General features: G+C 65.2%; 17 protein-coding genes. 13 read left to right on the top strand and 4 right to left on the bottom strand.

Going from position 1 to position 21652, the window contains the following annotated elements:
• Positions 1-662 precede the first annotated feature (662 nt).
• Complete coding sequence (gene oxlT, locus QOZ99_RS06370) at positions 663-1964, bottom strand: oxalate/formate MFS antiporter (protein WP_306889144.1); 1302 nt, start codon at positions 1962-1964, stop codon at positions 663-665.
• 537 nt (positions 1965-2501) lie between these two features.
• Between oxlT and QOZ99_RS06365 the strand changes: the two genes are divergently transcribed.
• The 6 genes from QOZ99_RS06365 to frc (QOZ99_RS06340) all read left to right on the top strand — a co-directional run bounded on the left by QOZ99_RS06365 (position 2502) and on the right by frc (QOZ99_RS06340) (position 9643).
• Entirely contained in the window at positions 2502-3203 is a 702-nt protein-coding gene (locus QOZ99_RS06365; RefSeq protein WP_306889143.1) for a GntR family transcriptional regulator, read from the top strand.
• 542 nt (positions 3204-3745) lie between these two features.
• Complete coding sequence (locus QOZ99_RS06360; RefSeq protein ID WP_183190495.1) at positions 3746-4471, top strand: GntR family transcriptional regulator; 726 nt, start codon at positions 3746-3748, stop codon at positions 4469-4471.
• A 43-nt stretch (positions 4472-4514) separates the two neighbouring features.
• Complete coding sequence (gene oxc / locus QOZ99_RS06355; RefSeq protein WP_306889142.1) at positions 4515-6254, top strand: oxalyl-CoA decarboxylase; 1740 nt, start codon at positions 4515-4517, stop codon at positions 6252-6254.
• A gap of 102 nt (positions 6255-6356) precedes the next feature.
• Positions 6357-7634, top strand: coding sequence for a formyl-CoA transferase (frc, locus tag QOZ99_RS06350; RefSeq protein ID WP_306889141.1), 1278 nt, complete (start codon positions 6357-6359; stop codon positions 7632-7634).
• 137 nt (positions 7635-7771) lie between these two features.
• Entirely contained in the window at positions 7772-8212 is a 441-nt protein-coding gene (locus QOZ99_RS06345) for a PAS domain S-box protein (RefSeq protein WP_306889140.1), read from the top strand.
• A 180-nt stretch (positions 8213-8392) separates the two neighbouring features.
• A complete protein-coding gene (gene frc / locus QOZ99_RS06340) occupies positions 8393-9643 on the top strand; it encodes a formyl-CoA transferase (protein ID WP_306889139.1) in 1251 nt (416 codons plus the stop codon).
• Between the two features lie 439 nt (positions 9644-10082).
• Here the strand turns inward: frc (QOZ99_RS06340) and QOZ99_RS06335 are convergent, their stop codons facing one another.
• Complete coding sequence (locus QOZ99_RS06335; protein ID WP_306889138.1) at positions 10083-10904, bottom strand: IclR family transcriptional regulator; 822 nt, start codon at positions 10902-10904, stop codon at positions 10083-10085.
• Between the two features lie 367 nt (positions 10905-11271).
• Between QOZ99_RS06335 and gcl the strand changes: the two genes are divergently transcribed.
• The 7 genes from gcl to sucD all read left to right on the top strand — a co-directional run bounded on the left by gcl (position 11272) and on the right by sucD (position 19293).
• Positions 11272-13038, top strand: a complete 1767-nt coding sequence (gcl, locus tag QOZ99_RS06330) for a glyoxylate carboligase (RefSeq protein WP_306889137.1) — start codon at positions 11272-11274, stop codon at positions 13036-13038.
• Between the two features lie 158 nt (positions 13039-13196).
• Positions 13197-13982, top strand: coding sequence for a 2-oxo-tetronate isomerase (otnI, locus tag QOZ99_RS06325; protein ID WP_306889136.1), 786 nt, complete (start codon positions 13197-13199; stop codon positions 13980-13982).
• Between the two features lie 77 nt (positions 13983-14059).
• Positions 14060-14950 carry a 2-hydroxy-3-oxopropionate reductase gene (locus QOZ99_RS06320; protein WP_306889135.1) on the top strand — a complete coding sequence of 297 codons (891 nt, stop codon included), beginning with the start codon at positions 14060-14062 and terminating at the stop codon, positions 14948-14950.
• A gap of 370 nt (positions 14951-15320) precedes the next feature.
• Complete coding sequence (locus QOZ99_RS06315; RefSeq protein ID WP_306889134.1) at positions 15321-16298, top strand: 2-dehydropantoate 2-reductase; 978 nt, start codon at positions 15321-15323, stop codon at positions 16296-16298.
• A 12-nt stretch (positions 16299-16310) separates the two neighbouring features.
• A complete protein-coding gene (locus QOZ99_RS06310; RefSeq protein ID WP_306889133.1) occupies positions 16311-17084 on the top strand; it encodes a fumarylacetoacetate hydrolase family protein in 774 nt (257 codons plus the stop codon).
• Positions 17085-17197: 113 nt separating this feature from the next.
• Entirely contained in the window at positions 17198-18397 is a 1200-nt protein-coding gene (sucC, locus tag QOZ99_RS06305) for an ADP-forming succinate--CoA ligase subunit beta (protein WP_306889132.1), read from the top strand.
• Positions 18397-19293: a succinate--CoA ligase subunit alpha gene (gene sucD / locus QOZ99_RS06300; protein ID WP_306889131.1), complete on the top strand. Its 897-nt coding sequence runs from the start codon at positions 18397-18399 to the stop codon at positions 19291-19293. Before sucC ends, sucD begins: the two co-directional genes overlap by 1 nt.
• A gap of 221 nt (positions 19294-19514) precedes the next feature.
• On the opposite strand, the gene QOZ99_RS06295 is transcribed toward sucD, so the two are convergent.
• Positions 19515-19643: a hypothetical protein gene (locus QOZ99_RS06295; RefSeq protein WP_281379637.1), complete on the bottom strand. Its 129-nt coding sequence runs from the start codon at positions 19641-19643 to the stop codon at positions 19515-19517.
• A 337-nt stretch (positions 19644-19980) separates the two neighbouring features.
• Positions 19981-21135 carry a hypothetical protein gene (locus QOZ99_RS06290; RefSeq protein ID WP_306889130.1) on the bottom strand — a complete coding sequence of 385 codons (1155 nt, stop codon included), beginning with the start codon at positions 21133-21135 and terminating at the stop codon, positions 19981-19983.
• Between the last annotated feature and the right edge of the window lie 517 nt (positions 21136-21652).

Below are 21652 nucleotides of genomic sequence, written 5' to 3'. Positions count from 1 at the left end.
CGCTCTCCTAATCCCTAATCAATATTCGCCGCGGATCGGCTTGTTGTTGCGGTCGCTGCAGCCCTCGGGGGGCCGTGCGCCGGCTGTTCGTTGGCCAGGGGCGGAACCTTCCCTCCCCCAGCGGCCGCTCGGGCGGCGTGTCCGTTCCAAATAGGTTGTGCGGCTCCCTCGGCCCGCTCCGTCATCCCCCGCCAAAGGCAGCCTGGATTGACGCAGGGGCGTTGGACCCGACCCGCTTAATGCTGAAGCATAATCCACAATATTATGTATGCCAATCGCATTTGTGAAGGTTATACAGCAGCGTAAGGCAACGTATAAATATTCGATATTGCAGCGCACAACATCGTTATCGGAAATCTATGCACCACTATTCGGCGGCTTACGCTGCGCGCCATCTACGATTTCGACGAAAGTATGAAAGTTAACCCAAAGGAATAACCGAGCAAAAATCCCAACGCGCACTGTTTCACCACATCTCTCCATCTGCACCCTGATCACTGGAGGGCGCATGGATCGCATGAAATTTACGTTCACGTTTCTATGAACGGGTGCAAAACGGACCGCGCGGCGCCCTTCGGACGAGCCGATCCGCGTCCTCCGGACAAACAAAAAGGGCGCGCCTCGCGGCGCGCCCTTGAAGGCCGGGTGATGGATCGGGCGGCTTATTCGGCCGCGACCGGCTTCGTCGCCCCCTGCGCGCGGGCGCGCTTGCCGTGGGAGGATGCCAGCGGCTTGAGCACCGCGAGCGCCATGACGGCGGCAATGATGTTGAGCGCCGCCGCGATGATGAACACCGCGTGCCAGCTGCCCGTCATCGTGGTGATGATGCTGGTGAACGGCACGATCAGCGCCGCCGTGCCCTTGGCGGTATAGAGCAGGCCGGCATTGGTGGTGGCGAACTTCGAGCCGAAGGCGTCGCCGCACATGGCGGGGAACAGCGAGTAGATCTCGCCCCAGGCGAAGAACACGAGGCCGGTGAGGATGACGAACATCACCGGGTTTTGGCCGAGCACGCTGAGCGCGTAGATGCCGACGCCCTCGATGGCGAAGGCCACGAACATCGTGTTCTCGCGGCCGATCTGGTCCGACACCCAGCCGAAGAACGGGCGGGTGAGGCCGTTCAGCACGCGGTCGATCGCGGCGGCGAAGGTGAGCGCCGGCAGGGTGATGCCGATCAGGCTGACCGGGATGTCGGCGATGCCGAAATCCTTGGCGATCGGGCCGAGCTGGGCGGTCGCCATCAGGCCGCCGGCGGCCATCATGACGAACATCGCATACATGACCCAGAATAGCGGGGTGGTCAGCATTTCCTTGGGCGTGAACTCACGCACGGACTGCTTGACGCTGGCGGCGACCTTGGCCGCCACGGCCGCGATCTGCGCCTTCTTCGGCGCCATCAGGAACAGCGCCAGAACGGTTATCACGATGCCCTGGCCGAGGCCGAAATAGAAGAACGCCGCCTCGTAGCCCTGATTCTTGATCATGTTCTGGATCGGAATCACGGTCAGCGCCGAGCCCGCGCCGAAGCCGGCCGCGGTAATGCCGGCGGCAAGGCCGCGACGATCCGGGAACCACTTGAGCGAGTTGCCGACGCAGGTGCCGTAGACCGCGCCCGCGCCAATGCCGCCCAGCGCCGCCGCGATGTACAGCGTCGTCAGCGAGGTGGCGTAGGAATTCAGCACCCAGGCAAGGCCGCAGAACACGCCGCCGAACAGCACGACGATGCGCGGGCCGTATTTATCGACGAACCAACCCTCGACCGGCACCAGCCAGGTCTCGGTGACGATGAAGATCGAGAACGCGACCTGAATCGCGGCACGGTCCCAGCCGTGGCGTTCCTGCATCGGGTTCACGAAGAACGTCCAGCCATACTGCATGTTCGCGATCATGCACATGCAGATCACGCCGAATACCAGCTGGAGCCAACGGGTCCTATTCAAGGATGACGTTGCGTCAGATGTCATTTTTTCCTCGCGCGTTTCCATAGTAATGAATGTCAGTCTTATTGTTTTTCTTGACGAGCTCGCCCTCTGCGCGAACCCCACGCAAGGGCACCACCCCATGACTGCTGGGGAACATACTATGTTTTTCTGATTATGCAAAATTTTGCATACCAGCCATCCATAAATATGTGGACTGAATATTACGCAAGGTCATCTTCCCCAAGGGAATACTTGAATATTGCTTACCTATGGGAAGTCACGGAGACGCACCCGCGCCGACCGCGCGGCCGGCTGGAGACGGGCGGGGACGGGCACGGACGAGCCCGATGGTGTTCGGAGCGGGAAAAGAGCTGCGTGCGAGGCCCGAACGAGGGCCAGCGCGGCCGAAACGGCGGCGCGATGGACATCCAGTATATGTTATATAACGCTGCCGAGCCGAACCGGGTGACCTGAGAATCACGCGAGAACGGCCATGCATCGCTTCGACGGACAGCCAGACCCGCTTCCCGCCGTGAGGTGCGTCAACAACAAGAATGTACTGGACCGACGAGGAAGCCCGTGGAAAGCGCCGATCCCCATACCCGCCTGAACATCGCGCCGCTCGCCGCGAATACCAGCCTGCGGACCCTTGCCTATGACGCCATCAAGAAAGCCATCACCGAGATGGACATGTATGGCCAGGAGAGCGAGATCCGGCTGGACGAGCGCCAATTGTCGCAGGATCTCGGCGTCAGCCGCACGCCCATTCGCGAGGCGCTCACCGTGCTGGAGCAAGAAGGCTTCGTGCGCTCGGTACCGCGGCGCGGCATCTTCGTGGTGCGCAAATCCAAGCGCGAGATCATCGACATGATCATCGTCTGGGCCGCGCTGGAGAGCATGGCCGCCCGGCTGGCGGCCGCCCGCGCCACGGATCGCGATCTGGCCAGCCTGCGCGAGATGTTCCACGATTTCGAGCCGGGCGCCCCGGCCGAGCACATGAACGAATACTCGGACGCCAATATCCGCTTCCACCAGACCGTCATTCGCCTCTCCGGCTGCGCGATGATCGGCGAGATGACGGAGAACCTGTTCATCCATATTCGCGGCATCCGCGCGGTATCGGTGCGCCAGGAAAACCGCTCCGAGCGCTCGCTGCAGGAGCACCGGGCGATCATCGCCGCGCTGGTCGCGCGCGACGCGGACCTTGCCGAACGCCTCGTGCGCGAGCACACGCTCGGCCTCGCCGCCCATGTGGAGAAGCACGGCCGGTTCCCCTCCTGAGCACCCGTTCGCGGAACGCGGCAGAGGCAGGCATCCGTCGAAGCGACCGGCGCGCGGATGGCCGTCGATCGGCCGACGCTGCCGGGTGCGGCAGCTCGACGTGATGGAAGCGCGCGTCGGCCCTTATGGCGCCCTCGCCCGGACCCGATGGCACGCCACCCTCCCCGTCTGCCAGAATATGACGAAGAAGGCAGTCGCCCACCCGGCCTCCGTCCGGCGAGGGCGAGCGGCGGCCGGCACGATTCCACCCGTCGCCCGCCCCTCCCTCGTGCAACCGGGGCGCCCGACGCGAACTTTTGATCATGACGTGTCGCAAACTGTTCAGCTGGTCTCGCCAAGCCATGGCGCAGTGTGGTATATTGCATACGTAGGTTGGTGTACACGGTCGCAAAGCCTTCGCCAGTAAGGTGCGGCGCCAGTCTGGAGACGAGGGAGTGAGGAGCGCCGCGCCCCGACGACAGGGGCATCCGGATTGACATGTTGGTATTTGGTATGCCAAATTCCTCAGCATCCGCGGGCGGAGCTTCCGCAAAGGAGTGTCCGTGAGCAGCAAGGAAATTGTGAGCAAGCGCTGGCACGGTGGAGACCATGGTCTGACCATCGAACGCCTGCCAGCCAAGGAGAGCTTCAAGAGCAAGGCCTACGCCGCACTCAAGGAAGCCATCACCAACATGAATATTTACGGCTCGGATGAGCCGATGCTGCTTGATGAGCGGGATATTTCCGAGCGTCTGGGCGCAAGCCGGACGCCCGTCCGCGAGGCGGTCGCGATGCTTGAGCAGGAAGGCCTGCTCCGCGCGGTCCCGAGGCGGGGCATAATGGTGGTTCGCCGCTCGAAAGCCGAGATCATCGAGATGATCGAGGCCTGGGCGGCACTGGAAAGCATGGCGGCACGCCTCGCCACTCAGCGCGCGAGCGACGAGGCGATCGCCGAACTGAGGGCCTTGTTCAAGGAGTTCGACCTCTCGCGGATCGAGCGTGACCGGTGTGACGAATATTCGGGTGCGAATATCGCGTTTCACCAGGCGCTGATCCGGCTGAGCGGCTCCAGCCTGCTCGCGGCGATGACGGACAACCTGTTCTTTCATGTACGGGCCATCCGCCATCGAACGATCTTCGAGATGGACCGGGCGCAACGTTCGGCGGCCGACCATCGCGAGATCATCTCGGCACTCGAGGCGCGGGACGCGGACCGCGCCGAGCGTCTGGTGCGAGACCACACGCTCCGGCTCGCGCGGCATGTCGAGAGCCACGTACAGTTAGATTAGGGCGGCAAAACCCGCCGAAGGAATGTTTGGGAGGGAATACGGGATGTCCGCAGTCGCACAAGTGATCGACGTAAACGCAGCCGCCGAGACCGAGCAGGAGCTCACCGACGGCTTCCACCTCGTCATTGATGCACTTAAACTTAACGGTATCGAGACGATCTACGGCGTGCCCGGCATTCCGATCACGGATCTGGGACGCATGGCGCAGGCCGAGGGCATTCGCGTCATCTCGTTCCGCCACGAGCAGAACGCGGGCAACGCCGCCGCCATTGCCGGCTTTCTCACGAAGAAGCCCGGCATCTGCCTCACGGTATCGGCGCCCGGCTTCCTCAACGGCCTGACGGCGCTGGCCAACGCCACCACCAACTGCTTCCCGATGATCCTCATCTCCGGCTCGTCCGAGCGCGAGATCGTCGACCTGCAGCAGGGCGACTATGAGGAGATGGACCAGCTCGCCATCGCCAAGCCGCTGTGCAAGGCCGCCTTCCGCGTGCTGCACGCCGCCGATATCGGCATCGGCGTGGCTCGCGCCATCCGCGCGGCGGTGTCCGGCCGCCCCGGCGGCGTCTATCTCGACCTGCCGGCCAAGCTGTTCTCGCAGGTGATGGACGCCGATGCCGGCGCCAAGTCGCTCGTCAAGGTGATCGACGCCGCCCCGGAGCAGATCCCCTCCAAGGCCGCTCTCGATCGCGCGCTGGACGTGCTGAAGTCGGCCAAGAAGCCGCTCATCATCCTCGGCAAGGGCGCCGCCTACGCGCAGGCCGACGAGGAAATCCGCTCCTTCATCGAGACGACCGGCATTCCCTTCTTGCCGATGTCGATGGCCAAGGGCCTGCTGCCCGACACCCATCCCCAGTCGGCCGGCGCCGCGCGCTCGACCGTTCTGAAGGATTCGGACGTCGTGCTGCTGATCGGCGCGCGCCTCAACTGGCTGCTGTCGCACGGCAAGGGCAAGACCTGGGGCGACGCTCCGAAGAAGTTCATCCAGATCGACATCGAGCCGAAGGAAATGGATTCGAACGTCGAGATCGTGGCGCCGCTGGTCGGCGACATCGGCTCGGTGGTCGCCGCGCTCAATGCCGGCGTGTCCTCCGGCTGGCAGGCTCCCCCGGCCAGCTGGATCAACGAGATCAAGGCGCGCAAGGAAGTGAACATCGGCAAGATGTCGCAGCGCCTGCTCAAGAATTCCACCCCGATGGACTTCCACTCGGCGCTCGGCGCGCTGAAGCAGGTCATCAAGGAGCGCCCGGACGCGATCCTGGTCAACGAGGGCGCCAACACGCTCGACCTCGCCCGCGGCGTCATCGACATGTACGAGCCGCGCAAGCGCCTCGATGTCGGCACCTGGGGCGTGATGGGCATCGGCATGGGCTACGCCATCGGCGCGGCGGTCGAGACCGGCAAGCCGGTGCTGGCGGTCGAGGGTGATTCGGCCTTCGGCTTCTCCGGCATGGAAGTCGAGACCATCTGCCGCTACGAACTGCCCGTCACCATCGTCATCTTCAACAATAACGGCATCTATCGCGGCCTCGACACCGACCCGACCGGCCGCGACCCCGGCACGACCGTGTTCGTGAAGGACAGCCGCTACGACAAGATGATGGAAGCCTTCGGCGGCGCCGGCTACCACGTCACCACCCCCGACGAGCTGAAGAAGGCCGTCGACGAGGCGATGAACTCGGGCAAGCCCGCGCTCATCAACGCGGTGATCGACCCGGCCGCCGGCAGCGAGAGCGGCAATATCGGCAGCCTCAACCCGCAGAGCATCGTCAAGAAGAAGTAAGTCACGGGGACGGGCGGGAGGTCTCCCCGCCCCGCCCGTCCCATTACCGCAGCCAACAAAAAAGCGACGGAAAAACGTCGAATCACCTCGAGAGGAAATGCCATGGGAAAGGCTTTGGACGGAGTCCGCGTCCTCGATTTCACCCATGTTCAGTCGGGACCGACCTGCACGCAGCTGCTTGCATGGTTCGGAGCCGATGTGATCAAGGTTGAACGTCCGGGCGAAGGCGACGTTACGCGTGCGCAGCTTCGTGATGTCCCGAATGCGGACAGTCTTTATTTCACGATGCTCAACTCCAACAAGCGCTCCATCACGCTCGACACCAAGAATCCGGAGGGCAAGAAGGTCCTCGAGGATCTGGTGAAGATCTGCGACGTGATGGTCGAGAACTTCGCCCCCGGCGCGCTCGACCGCATGGGTTTCAGCTGGGAGCGCATCCAGGAGCTCAACCCGCGCATCATCCTCGCCTCGGTGAAGGGTTTTGGCCCCGGGCCGTTCGAAGACTGCAAGGTCTATGAGAACGTCGCCCAGTGCACCGGCGGCTCCGCCTCCACCACCGGCTTCCGCGATGGCCTGCCGCTCGTCACCGCCGCCCAGATCGGCGATTCGGGAACGGGGCTGCATCTCGCGCTCGGCATCGTCACCGCGCTCTACCAGCGCACGCTGACGGGCAAGGGCCAGAAGGTGCTCTGCGCCATGCAGGACGCCGTGCTGAACCTGTGCCGCGTGAAGATGCGCGACCAGCAGCGGCTCGATCGCGGTCCGCTGCGCGAATACAGCCAGTTCGGCGAGGGCATCCCCTTCGGCGACGCCGTGCCGCGCGCGGGCAATGATTCGGGCGGTGGCCAGCCGGGCCGCATCCTCAAGTGCAAGGGCTGGGAGACCGACCCCAACGCCTACATCTATTTCATCACCCAGGCCCCGGTCTGGGAGAAGATCTGCGATGTCATCCACGAGCCGGACTGGAAGACCAACCCGGCCTATGCCACGCCGGCCGCGCGCCTGCCCCATCTCAACGAGATCTTCACCCGCATCGAATCGTGGACCATGGCCCACACCAAGTTCGAGGCGATGGAGATCCTCAACAAGTACGACATTCCGTGCGGCCCGGTGCTCTCCATGAAGGAGATCGCCGAGGATCGCTCGCTCTACGCCACCGGCACGCTGGTCGAGATCGACCACCCCACCCGCGGCAAGTACCTGACGGTCGGCAACCCGATCAAGCTGTCGGACAATGATGTCGAGGTCGAGCGCTCGCCGCTTCTGGGCGAACACACCGACGAGATCCTCGCCAACGTGCTCGGCCTCAGCGGTGCGGAACTGGAGCGGGTCAAGGCATCCGGCGCCGTCGGCCAGCCGGTGCGCCTCGCGGCGGAATGAAATCGACCCGCCGGCGCGCAGCCGTGCCGGCGGGTCAATCCACATGCCTTTCCCGAGCCACCCGCCGCGCGCGGGCGGCCGAGTGAAGACGACCGAACGCAGACAGCCGAACGCAGACAGTCGAGAGAGTGAAGCCAATGCGGACCGAGGTCGACTGCGCCCAGCTCGTGGCGGCGATCGGCGATGCCGTCGTGGTGTCGGATGCCGAAGGCCGCATCACGCTGTGGAACGCGGCGGCGACGGCCATGTTCGGCTTCGGCGAGGACGAGGCGCTCGGCCAGTCGCTCGACCTGATCATCCCGGAGCGGCTGCGCAAGCGGCACTGGGATGGCTATGACGAGACGATGCGCTCGGGGGTGACGAAATACGGCACGCAGCTCCTGCGCGTGCCGGCGGTGCACAAGGATGGGCGGGCGCTGTCGATCGCGTTCACGGTCGCCCTCCTGACGGATGAAGCGAATGCCGCCCATGCGATCGTGGCCGTCATTCGCGACGAGACAGTCCGCTGGACGGAAGAGCGCGATCTGCGCCGGCGTCTGGCGGAGTGTGAGGCCAGGGTGAGCGAAACGAAGTCCTGACCATGTCGGGACTTCAAGACCAGAAGTTGATGCGCCACCTGGGAGTAGCCCCGTCCCTCCAGGGGATACGGAGCTTGGGGAGAGTTAAGGCTTTCCATCCAAGAGGGATGGAAATTCTCAATCCGGCGGCAGGGTGAGCCTGCATCCGGACTGTTAACGCTGAAAAGGAAGTCGACCGAGATGTCCAAGCCGCTCGAAGGTATTAAGATCATCGATTTCACGCATGTTCAGGCGGGTCCCGCCTGCACGCAGCTTCTCGCGTGGTTCGGCGCCGACGTGATCAAGGTTGAGCGCCCCGGCGCGGGCGACGTCACGCGCTCGCAGCTGCGCCACGTCAAGGACGCCGACGCGCTGTACTTCACCATGCTGAACTCCAACAAGCGTTCGCTCACCCTCGACACCAAGACAGCCCAGGGCAAGGAAGTCCTGACCAAGCTGATCAAGGAGTCGGACGTGATGGTCGAGAATTTCGGCCCCGGCGCGCTCGACCGCATGGGCTTCACCTGGGAGCACATCCAGGAGCTCAACCCGGGCATGATCCTCGCCTCGGTGAAGGGCTTCTCGGAAGGCCACGCCTATGAGGACCTGAAGGTCTACGAGAACGTCGCGCAGTGCGCCGGCGGCGCCGCCTCCACCACCGGCTTCTGGGATGGCCCGCCGACCGTGTCGGCCGCCGCGCTCGGCGACAGCAACACCGGCATGCACCTCGCCATCGGCATCCTCACCGCGCTTCACCAGAAGACGAAGAACGGCAAGGGCCAGAAGGTCGCCGTGTCGATGCAGGATTCGGTGCTGAACCTGTGCCGCGTGAAGCTGCGCGACCAGCAGCGCCTCGATGCGCTGGGCTACCTCGAAGAATACCCGCAGTACCCGCATGGCGAGTTCTCGGATGTCGTTCCGCGCGGCGGCAATGCCGGCGGCGGCGGCCAGCCGGGCTGGGTGCTGAAGTGCAAGGGCTGGGAGACCGACCCGAACGCCTATATCTACTTCACCATCCAGGGCCATGCCTGGGCGCCGATCTGCAAGGCGCTGGGTAAGCCGGAATGGATCGAGGACACGGCGTACAACACCGCCGAGGCTCGCCAGGACAAAATCTTCGATATCTTCGCCTTCATCGAGAGCTGGCTCGCCGACAAGACGAAGTTCGAGGCCATCGACATCCTGCGCAAGTTCGACATTCCCTGCGCGCCGGTGCTGTCGATGAAGGAAATCGCCAACGACCCGTCGCTGCGCAAGAGCGGCACCGTGGTCGAGGTCGATCACCCCAAGCTCGGCAAGTACCTGACCGTCGGCTCGCCGATCAAGTTCTCGGACGTCACCGTCGAGATCACGGCGTCGCCGCTGCTCGGCCAGCACACCAACGAAGTGCTCGCGGATCTCGGCTACACGCAGGAAGAAATCGTCGCCCTGCACGACGCCAAGGCCGTCTGATTTCGACGGTCTGATTTCGGCCGTCTGATTTCTTTCGGCTGATCTCGGCCCTTAGGGGCGGCACGCTTGGTGCGCCGCCCTCCCCCGCGGGGAAACCCGCGGCACGGATCGACCCTCGACCGTTCCCTCGCCCGGTAGTGCCGGCAGGGAGCGGGACGGGTCTTCGAGCCTCCCGGAGCGGAACGAAGGGTTTGCCCGACGTTCGGTTCCTCCTAGGCGACTGATGCCGACGGACCCGGAGAGCGGGCCGTCGGCATTTTTTTGACGGATGAAGGCCGCCGACACAGAGCGTGGAGCGCCCACGCATGGCGGCTACGTCCCGGCGACATCCGCGCGGGGCATCGGGATTTCACACACCGGCCGCCGCATCGCAAAGCATCAGCGATCCGCCATTCTCTTTCATGCTTGGCGGGGATGACGGCGCGGAGAGGCCGGAGCCTCAAAGCCCGGAATAGCGCATGGTGAGCCGGCGCGCGGCATCCTTCACCTTTGCGCCGAGATCCACGATGCGCTCGGGCGACATGCGCACGGTGGGCGCGGAGATCGAGATGGCGCCGACCGGCTCGCGCCACTCGTCCAGCACGGCGGCGGCGACGCAGCGCATGCCGGGCGTGTGCTCCTCGTCATCAATGGCGAAGCCGCGCGTCGCGATATCCGCGAGATCGGCCTGCAAGGCCCGCCGGCTGACATGGGTGTGCTCGGTATAGCGCGGCAGCTGGTCGCCCCCGAGCCAGGCGCGCCGCGCCTCCGGGTTCATCGCCGCGAGGATCGCCTTGCCGCCGCCCGAGGCATGGATCGGCAGATCCCCCCCGATGCGGAAGAAGGCGCGCACCGCCGCGTGGCTTTCCACCTGCGCCACGCAGATGAGATGCGGCCCGTCGATGAGCGAGAGATTCACGGTCTCGTCGACGCCATGCGAAAGTTCGCGCAGCAATACGCGGCCGATTTCCGGCAATTTGCGGATGCGCAGGTAAGCCGAGCCGACGCGGAACAGCCCGAGCCCAACCATCCATTGCCCGGTCGAGGCATCGTGCCCCACCAGGCCGCGACGCTCCAGCGTGGTGAGCAGGCGGTGCACGGTGGAGGTCGGCAGTTCCGCCGCGCGGGCCACCTCGCTCAGTGTCAGCCCATCGGACCGGGCGAGCACTTCGAGCAGCGCGATGGCACGATCGAGCGACTGCACCTCGCCGCCCGTCTCGGCTCCCCCGCCGGAGGGGCGGCCACGGCGGCGTGTCGTCGAGACGGCGTCGGTGGTCGGCATGTCTTCTCCCGCGTCTTCCATCCCACACCCTCCGTCCGTCCGCATGTTGCTTATGCCATCGGTCGTTCGGGAGGCCGCCTCAGCATAAAGGCGCATCTCCGATTTTTTCGCAAACCAGAAATATATCCCGTATTGCGGAAATGCGAGGAGCGTGGCATGTTTTCCGCGCTTTCGGAAATTCATCCCGCATTGCGGGAAGAACGATGCCGCTTTGCAGCATGCCGCGCGGGGAGCGTGCCTCCCCGCCCGCAGGCCGGCGGCGACCGAACCGGGGTTTGAAAGAGATTCGAAGGCCGGTGCCGGGCACCGCCAGCCCCTGAGCGGGGCGACTGCCCGCGCCGGCGCCAACGACGCAGGAGGAAGTGCCATGGCCAAGATGCGTGCCGTCGATGCCGCGATCCGCGTTCTCGAGAAGGAAGGCGTCACCGTCGCCTTCGGTGTCCCGGGTGCCGCGATCAATCCGTTCTATTCCGCCATGCGCGCCCACGGGAAAACCCGTCACATCCTCGCGCGTCATGTCGAGGCCGCCTCCCACATGGCCGAGGGTTACACCCGCGCCAAGCCGGGCAATATCGGCGTGTGCATCGGCACCTCCGGGCCGGCCGGCACCGACATGATCACCGGCCTCTATTCGGCTGCCGCCGATTCGATCCCGATCCTGTGCATTACCGGCCAGGCGCCGCGCGCGCGCCTCTACAAGGAAGACTTCCAGGCCGTCGACATCGAATCGATCGCCAAGCCGCTCGCCAAATGGGCCGTCATGGTCCGCGAGCCGGCCCTGGTGCCGATGGTGTTCCAGCAGGCCTTCCATGTCATGCGCTCCGGCCGTCCCGGCCCGGTGCTGATCGACCTGCCGATCGACGTCCAACTCGCCGAAATCGAGTTCGACGAGGACACCTACGAGCCGCTGGAAGTCTACAAGCCCAAGCTCACCCGCAAGCAGGCCGAAAAGGCCATTGCCATGCTGAACGAGGCGGAGCGTCCGCTCATCGTCTCGGGCGGCGGCATCATCAACGCGGACGCGTCCGACCTGCTGGTCGAGTTCGCCGAACTCACCGGCGTGCCGGTCATTCCGACCCTGATGGGCTGGGGCACCATCCCGGACGATCACGACCTGATGGCCGGCATGTGCGGCCTGCAGACATCGCACCGCTACGGCAACGCGACGATGCTGGCCTCGGACTTCGTGTTCGGCATCGGCAATCGCTGGGCGAACCGCCATACCGGCTCGGTCGACGTCTACACCAAGGGCCGCAAATTCATCCATGTCGACATCGAGCCGACCCAGATCGGCCGCGTGTTCGGCCCGGATCTCGGCATCGTGTCGGATGCCAAGGCGGCGCTGCAGCTCTTCATCGAGGTGGCCAAGGAATACAAGGCCGCCGGCACGCTGAAGGACCGCGCGGCCTGGGCCGGGGAATGCCTCGGCCGCAAGCAGACCATGCTGCGCAAGACGCATTACGACAACGTGCCGCTCAAGCCCCAGCGCGTCTATGAAGAGATGAACGAAGCCTTCGGCCGGGACACCCGCTACGTCTCGACCATCGGCCTCAGCCAGATCGCCGGCGCGCAGATGCTCCACGTCTACAAGCCGCGCAACTGGATCAATTGCGGCCAGGCCGGCCCGCTCGGCTGGACCCTGCCGGCGGCGCTCGGCGTGCGCGCCGCGGACCCGGATGCCGAGATCGTGGCGCTGTCGGGCGACTACGATTTCCAGTTCCTCATCGAGGAACTGGCGGTCGGCGCCCAGCACAAGCTGCCCTACATCCACGTGGTCGTGAACAACTCCTATCTCGGGCTGATCCGTCAGGCGCAGCGCGGCTTCAACATGGATTTCGAGGTTTCGCTCGCCTTCGACAACATCAACGCCGCCGAGAATGCCGGCTACGGCGTCGATCATGTCGCGGTGGCCGAGGGCCTCGGCTGCAAGGCGGTGCGCGTGTCCTCGCCCAACGAGTTCAAGGACGCCTTCACCCGCGCCAAGGCGCTGATGGCCGAGCATCAGGTGCCGGTGGTGATGGAGTTCATCCTCGAGCGCGTCACCAACATCGCCATGGGTGTGGAGATCGACGCCGTCAACGAGTTCGAGGACGTGCTCGACCTGCCGCTGCCCAGCGCCACCGAGCCGGCGTGAGCGGCGCCTTTCGAGACCGCGGCGCCCCCGGCGTCGCGGGAATCTCTGGCGCTTTCATGCCATCGTCAGGGTGAGTATGCCCCTATCGTCGCGAGGGCCTGCCGCACGCGGCGGGTTCCGCGTTCCATAAACAATCAAACTCAGCCCAGGAGCGGTCCATGCCCCGTTTCGCCGCCAATCTGACCATGCTGTTCAACGAGGTGCCCTTCCTCGACCGCTTCGAGAAGGCCGCCAGCGCCGGCTTCACCGGGGTCGAGTACCTCTTCCCCTATGACTTTCCGGTCGAGGAACTGGTCGCCAAGCTGAAGGACAACAACCTCGAGCAGGTGCTGCACAATCTGCCCGCCGGCAATTGGGGCGGCGGCGAGCGCGGCATCGCCATTCTGCCGGACCGCGTGGACGAGTTCCGCGCCGGGGTCGACAAGGCCATCACCTACGCCACCGCGCTGGGCTGCCCGCAGGTCAACATCCTCGCCGGCATCGCCCCCGTCGGCGTCGAGCGCGACGTGCTGCACAAGACCTTTGTCGAGAACCTGAAATACGCTGCTCCGCGCATCCAGGAAGCCGGCCTCAAGCTGCTGATCGAGCCGATCAACACGCGCGACATTCCCGGTTTCTTCCTGAATTATACGAAGCAGGCCAAGGCAATCATCGAGGAAGTCGGCTCGGACAACCTGTTCATCCAGTACGACATCTACCACATGCAGATCATGGAGGGCGATCTCGCCCGCACCATCGAGGCCAACCTGGCCGCCATCGCGCATATCCAGCTTGCCGACAATCCGGGCCGCAATGAGCCGGGCACCGGCGAGATCAACTACCCCTTCCTGTTCCGCCACCTCGACGCCATCGGCTATGCCGGCTGGGTCGGGTGCGAATACAAGCCCAAGGGCGAGACCGCGGCCGGCCTCGGCTGGCTGAAGAGCCTCACCGACGCGGCGTGAGGCTACGCCGGTCGAGGTCGCGCGGCCTCGACCGGCGCATTCCAAGAAACTCATTCTAGGAAAACGAGGAAAAGACGATGGCTAAAGTTGGATTTGTCGGTCTCGGCATCATGGGCACCCCCATGGCCGGCCACCTGATCGACGCGGGCCACACGCTCTATCTCTATGACATCAAGCCGATTCCCGCCGAGCTGACGGGCAAGGGCGGCGTCGCCTGCGCCACCGGCACCGAAGTCGCCAGCCATGCCGACATTATCATCACCATGGTGCCGGATACCCCGCATGTGGCCGCCGCGCTGTTCGGCGAGAACGGCATCGCGGCCGGCCTGACGGCGGGCAAGATCGTCGTCGACATGTCGTCGATCGCCCCGGTCGAGACCAAGGAATTCGCCGCGAAGATCAACGCGCTCGGCTGCGACTATCTCGATGCGCCGGTGTCGGGCGGCGAAGTCGGCGCCAAGGCCGCCTCGCTCACCATCATGGTCGGCGGCCCGGAAGCGGCTTTCGAGACAGTGAAGCCGCTTTTCGAGAAGATGGGCAAGAACATCACGCTCGTCGGCGGCAATGGCGATGGCCAGACCACCAAGGTGGCGAACCAGATCATCGTGGCGCTGAACATTCTCGCCGTCGGCGAGGCGCTGCTCTTCGCGTCCAAGGCGGGTGCCGATCCGGCCAAGGTTCGTCAGGCGCTGATGGGCGGCTTCGCCAATTCGCGCATCCTGGAAGTACATGGCGAGCGCATGGTGAACCGTACCTTCAATCCCGGCTTCCGTATCGAGCTGCACCAGAAGGACCTGAACCTCGCGCTCACCGGCGCGCGCCAGCTGCAGATGTCGCTGCCCTCCACCGCGCTGGCGCAGCAGTTGTTCTCCTCGGTCGCCGCCCATGGTGGCGCCGCGCTGGACCATTCCGCGCTGGTCAAGGCGCTGGAACTGCTGGCCAACCACACGGTAACGCCGGACGCCTGACCCGGCACCGCATTAGGCATTCTGATTGAGCTTCGGGGGCGCATTGCGCCCCCGATTCGTTTGGAAAGATAAGTAAGCCTTGCTGCCACGATAGTGGATTTTCGCTGCCTCGACAGTCTTTTGCGTAGTCCGAGAGACAATTGTTCTGCCCTATACACCGTGGACAAACGGTCATCTGACGACGTAACCTGTCAGACATGTCGCAAACACGCCCCGCCTAGCCCGCGATGCGGCCTCACATGCGCGACGTATTATCACGCCCACCGCATACGCTCTTGACTAGGGCCCTTTCATCCCTAATCATGGCATACAAAATACCAACAAGGTTCGCCCGACGCGGGAGTTGGCGCGAACATAAGGAGGGAGTCCCATGAAGGTCTGCATCTATGGTGCCGGCGCCATCGGCGGCTATGTCGGCGTTCAGTTGAAGCGCGCCGGCGTCGACGTCAGCCTGGTCGCCCGTGGCCCCCATCTCGAAGCGATGAAGCGCAACGGCCTCAAGCTGTTGATCGACGGCGAAGAGCGCGTCGAGCACATCCCCTGTTCCGACAATCCGGCCGATCTGGGCCCGCAGGATTATGTCATCGTCGCGCTGAAGGGCCATTCGGTGCCGGGCGTGGTCGATGCCATGCAGCCGCTGCTGGGCAACGACACGGCGGTCGTCACCGCCGTCAACGGCGTGCCCTACTGGTACTATTACAAGCACGGCGACCATCTCGAGGGCCGCACGCTGGAAAGCGTCGATCCCGGCGGCAAGCAGTGGAATGGCCTGCGTCCGGAGCGCGCCATCGGCTGCATCGTCTATCCCGCGACCGAAGTGGTCGAGCCGGGCGTCATCAAGCACGTCTATGGCGACAAGTTCCCGCTCGGCGAGCCCTCGGGCGAGATCACCGACCGCGTGACCAAGCTCTCGGACGCCTTCGCCGCCGGCGGTATGCGCGCGCCCGTGCTGCCCAACATCCGTGACGAATTGTGGCTGAAGCTGTGGGGCAACCTCTGCTTCAACCCGATCAGCGCGCTGACCCACGCCACGCTCGACACCATCGCCTCCGATCCCGGCACCCGCGCGGTGGCCAAGTCGATGATGCTGGAAGCGCAGGAAATCGCCATCCAGTCCGGCGTCAATTTCCGCGTCGGCGTCGAGCGCCGCATTGACGGCGCCGGCGCGGTGGGCGCGCACAAGACCTCCATGCTGCAGGACCTCGAGCGGTCGCGCGCCATGGAGATCGACCCGCTCGTCACCGTTGTGCAGGAAATGGGTCGCCTCGCCGGCATCCCGACCCCCACCATCGACATCGTGCTCGCCCTGGTCCGCCAGCGCGCGCAGATCGCCGGCTGCTATAACTAGAGTCGACTAACAATGGCGCATTGGGTTCGTTTCAGCCACGCGGGCGTGACCGGCTTCGGCACGCTCGACGGGGCATCCATCACCGTTCACACCGGTAACATGTTCAATGGCGCCCAGCCGACCGGAGAGCGCCTCGCGCTCTCCGAGGTCGCGCTGCTCGCCCCAACCGAGCCGACCAAGGTCATCGCGCTGTGGAACAATTTCCATGCGCTGGCCGCCAAGCTCAACTCGCCCGTGCCGGCCGACCCGCTCTATCTGCTCAAGGCCGGCTCCTCGCTCACCAGCCCCGGCGCGGTGGTGCGCCGTCCGGCCTCCTATGACGGCAAGGTGGTCTATGAGGGCGAGCTCGGCATCGTCATCGGCGCGCGCGCGAGCAGCGTCTCCGAGGAGGAAGCCGGCGCCTGCATCTTCGGCTATACCTGCGTGAACGACATCACCGCCGCCGATATCATCAACAAGGACGCCACCTTCGCCCAGTGGGTGCGGGCCAAGAGCTTCGACGGCTTCGGACCCTTCGGTCCGGTGGTCGCGACCGATATCGACCCGGCCAGCCTGGTGGTGCGCACGGTGCTCAACGGGCAGGAACGCCAGAACTACCCGATCAGCGACATGATCTTCTCCGCCCGCCAGTTGGTGAGCCGGATCTCGCATGACATGACGCTCAATCCCGGCGATGTCATCTGCTGCGGCACCTCGGTCGGTGTCGGCACCATGAAGGATCCCTCCAACACGGTGGAAATCGTGATCGAGGGGATCGGGACGCTCAGCAACACTTTCGTGCAGTAGCGTCCTGGCGCGCTTGCGCCTATAGGGAAATAGGATACGCCAATCGACGGGAGAGCCATGCCGCCTCGCGCCATGCGCCCTCTCGGCCATCCGGTTGTGGAGGAGCGGGATTAATGAATATCCATGAATATCAGGCAAAGGGAGTGCTCCGCGAATTCGGAGTCCCGGTGCCCAACGGCATTGCCATCCTGAATGCGGCCGAGGCCGATGACGCGGCGGCAAAGATTCCCGGCCCCGTGTGGGTGGTGAAGAGCCAGATCCATGCCGGCGGTCGCGGCAAGGGCAAGTTCACGGAGGCCGATGCCGGCGAGAAGGGCGGCGTGCGCGTCGTCAAGTCCGCGGCGGACGCCGCCGCCAATGCCAAGCAGATTCTCGGCAAGACGCTGGTAACGATCCAGACCGGCCCCGCCGGCAAGCAGGTCAACCGCGTCTATATCGAGGAAGGCTCCGACATCGACAAGGAGTTCTACCTCTCGGCGCTGGTCGACCGCGCCACCTCGCGCGTTGCCTTCGTGGTCTCCACGGAAGGCGGCATGGATATCGAGGAAGTCGCGCATTCGACGCCGGAGAAGATCCACACCTTTGCCGTCGACCCCGTCACTGGCGTGATGCCCCATCACGGCCGCACGGTGGCGCAGGCGCTCGGCCTCACCGGCGACCTCGCCAAGCAGGCCGGCGCGCTGGTCGACAAGCTTTACAAGGCCTTCGTCGCCAAGGACATGGCGATGCTGGAAATCAACCCGCTGGTCGTGACCAAGACCGGCGAGCTGAAGTGCCTCGACGCCAAGATCTCCTTCGATTCGAACTCGCTCTACCGTCATCCCGATATCGTCGCCCTGCGCGACGAGACCGAGGAAGACGCCAAGGAAATCGAGGCGTCCAAGTATGACCTCGCCTATATCGCGCTCGATGGCACGATCGGCTGCATGGTCAACGGCGCCGGCCTCGCCATGGCGACGCTGGACATCATCCAGCTCTACGGTGAATCGCCGGCCAACTTCCTGGATGTCGGCGGCGGCGCAACGGAAGAGAAAGTGACGGCGGCGTTCAAGATCATCACCTCCGATCCGCAGGTGAAGGGCATCCTCGTCAACATCTTCGGCGGCATCATGAAATGCGACGTCATCGCGCGCGGCGTCATCGCCGCGGTGAAGGCGGTCGGGCTCGAAGTTCCGCTGGTGGTGCGGCTTGAGGGAACAAATGTCGAGGAAGGCAAACAGATCATCCGCGACAGCGGCCTGAACGTCATCCCGGCGGACGACCTCGACGACGCCGCCCAGAAGATCGTCAAGGCCGTGAAGGGAGCCGCCTGATGTCCGTCCTGCTGACCAAAGACACCAAGATCATTACCCAGGGCTTCACCGGCAAGAACGGCACGTTCCATTCCGAGCAGGCCCTCGCCTACGGCTCCAAGATCGTCGGCGGCACCTCGCCCGGCAAGGGCGGCAGCACCCATCTCGGCCTGCCGGTGTTCGACACCGTCGCCGAGGCGCGCGACAGGACCGGGGCCGACGCCTCGGTCATCTATGTGCCCCCACCCGGCGCGGCCGACGCGATTCTCGAGGCGATCGCCGCCGAGATTCCGCTCATCGTGTGCATCACCGAGGGTATCCCGGTGCTCGACATGGTGAAGGTGCGCCGCGCGCTCGACGCCTCGAAGTCGCGCCTCATCGGGCCGAACTGCCCCGGCATCGTGACCGCCGGAGAATCGAAGATCGGCATTATGCCGGCTAATATCTTCAAGAAGGGCTCGGTCGGCGTCGTTTCGCGCTCGGGCACGCTGACCTATGAAGCGGTGTTCCAGACCAGCCAGGAAGGCCTCGGCCAGACCACGGCGGTCGGCATTGGCGGCGATCCGGTGAAGGGCACCGAGTTCATCGACGTGCTCGAACTGTTCCTTGCCGATGACGCCACCGAATCGATCGTGATGATCGGCGAGATCGGCGGCTCGGCCGAGGAAGATGCGGCGCAGTTCCTCAAGGACGAAGCCAAGCGCGGCCGCAAGAAGCCGATGGTCGGCTTCATCGCCGGTCGCACCGCCCCTCCCGGCCGTCGCATGGGTCATGCCGGCGCGATCATCTCCGGCGGCAAGGGCGGCGCGGAAGACAAGATCGCGGCGATGGAAGAGGCCGGCATCGTGGTCTCCCCCTCCCCCGCGCGCCTCGGCAAGACGCTGGTCGATGTGCTCAACAAGCGCGTCGCGGCCTGACGCTTCGCGCGCCTTGGCAATTGAGAACCCCGTGCCGGCCTTGGGCCGACGCGGGGTTTTTCTTTGCGCCGCCGCCAATCCATGATGGCGGCAAGTCGGGCTGATCCGAGGAACGAACCGGGCCGAGATCGTGCACCCCTGATCGGAAGGTGCGGGACAGCGCCCGTTCGCACGCCGTAACGCCACCGGCAACGCTCGGGGAATTCCCGGAAGCCGCGCCCTCAGACCGGGAAGCACTCGGGCGGCAGCACGGCCATCTCATCGCTCTCCAGAGTCTGCGCGAGAAGGATGGTCATCCATGCATGGCACACAATCAGCAGCGGCAGCACGGGGAAAACCGTTTCCAACATCTGCAGTCTCCAAGTCTCGATCCTGTTGCACTGTAACCTAATCGACCCCTGGAGTTTCTGGTATACCTAATGCCAAATACCAACCTTGCATTCGATGCATGGCTCCGCCGCGCATCGCCGTGCACCCGTGCGCATGCATCGCGGTGCACAGGCATTGCCGAATGTCCGGACATGCCGCGCCTACGCGTCCCGACAGGGAGGCGCTTCGCAGTCATGACGTGTTGAAAACGCGCGGAAACCGGGAATTCACGATGTCCGGCAGCGGAAAGTCGGTAACGCCCGGCAAAAACGTTCTCGCGGGCTCTCTACCATCTCACCGCCGCTCGCGGACGATGCTTCAGTTCTCGTTGGGAACCGGCAATCCCCACGCCATGAAGGCCTGACGGAAGGCAAGGTCGCCGGGAGGGCCCTTCTCCAGCACCATGATCGCCCGGCGCCCATTCTCGAACGCCACCGGCAGATCGAGGAAGTTGCGGGTGATCAGCAGGCCGAGATTGCGCTGCTTGTCCGCGTCGAGCGAGGACAGGCCGATCAGGAAGAAGCCCGGCGCCACGCGCACGGCGAGACCGGTGAGCGGCAGGCCCTGCGCGCCTTCCGATGCCTTGGCACGCATGCCCGGCACGCTGGTCGCGTTGCCGAGATCGAAATTCGGCGGCAGATCGAACTGCACCTCGACAATGTGCGAGGCCGGGATGCTGGGATCCTGATTGCGCCGGATGAGCAGCGTCACCTTGAAGTTGCGGTCGGGAATGGTCGCGACCGCGCGGATGCCGATGTCAGGCGCCTGACCGTCGCCGGGCTGGAAGGTTTCCGCGCTCCAGACGACGCTGCCGACATATTGCTGCAGACCCTGCTCGCCGCCGCCCGCGCTTTCCTCGAACATCACCGCGCGCTGCGGCGCATTGATGTTCACCGGATCGGTGCGTGCCGGCGTAGCGGCGGCGGCCGCCGGCGCGGATGGCGCAGGCTGGGCCGGCGATGCCGCGGGCGCGGAATCCGTGGCGGAAGAACCGCCCGGCGCCTGCGCGATCCGGTCGTTCGACTTTGCCGCCGCTTCCGGCTCGGGCTGCGCGGCCGGCGCCTGCGCCACCTGCCGAGTGGGTCCGGACAGGCTGCGCACCAGCGTGAGGATGGTGTCGCGCTGCAAGAAGCCAACCACGCCGCCACCAACCAGCAGCAGCAGGATGATCACGAAGGCAAGGATGCGGCCGTTGCCACGGCGGGGGGGAGACAGGCCTTCATCGGCAAATCCGACCGAATCCTCGCCCTCGCCAAGCGCCGTCGCGACATCGGCATCGGGATTTGGCCCGGCGGTGGGCGTGCCCTTGGCGGACCAGCCGCCCCCGTCACGGCGGGAAACGCTCAGCCGGCTGACATAATCATCATCGTCATCGCCCCCCGTGGGCGCGGCAGCGCCCGGCGGCCGGGCCGGGGGCGCGCGTTCCGGCGGCTCGCGCAGCGGCGGACGGCCGGGCGGAGGAACGGGAGCCACGGGTGCCGCGGGCGTGGGGGCGGAAGGCGCCGCATTCGCGGAAGGATCGCTCCCCCCTTGCGAAACCGGCCGGCCCATATCCCGCCCGAGCGGCGCGGCGGGGCGCGCGGGAGGCGGCGCGACGGGGCGTGAACCGCCCGTCGGAGCGCCAGGCGATGCAGGCGGAGATACGCCGCGCCCGGCAGAGGGCGGCGGCGGGTTGGCAGGTGCAGACGGCGCGCCCGGCGCGGGCTTGTCGCTCATCGCATTTGCCAGATTGGCACCGAGATTGCGGAACGCGTCCGGCGTCCGGGCAAAATCCCGTTCAAGCCGGGCGATCGCCGCGTCGAGCGCTTGCTGCTCGCGCGCGACATCTCCTTCCCGCAGAGTCGGTTCGGCGGCGCGCAACTGGTTCAGCAGCGCTCGCCGCGCACGATCGTACACGACTTTGCGGCCGGCCTCCGACTTGTCGGGGAGGCCTTCAATGGCACGCGCGAGAAGCGGATAGTAATCGGCCATGCGCTAGAGGTTCACTTCA

The sequence above is a fragment of the Ancylobacter amanitiformis genome (genome assembly GCF_030814815.1).
Classification (GTDB): Bacteria; Pseudomonadota; Alphaproteobacteria; order Rhizobiales; family Xanthobacteraceae; genus Ancylobacter; species Ancylobacter amanitiformis.
The sequence above is the reverse complement of the archived record's forward strand: the minus strand, read 5'-3'. Positions and strand labels throughout refer to the sequence as shown.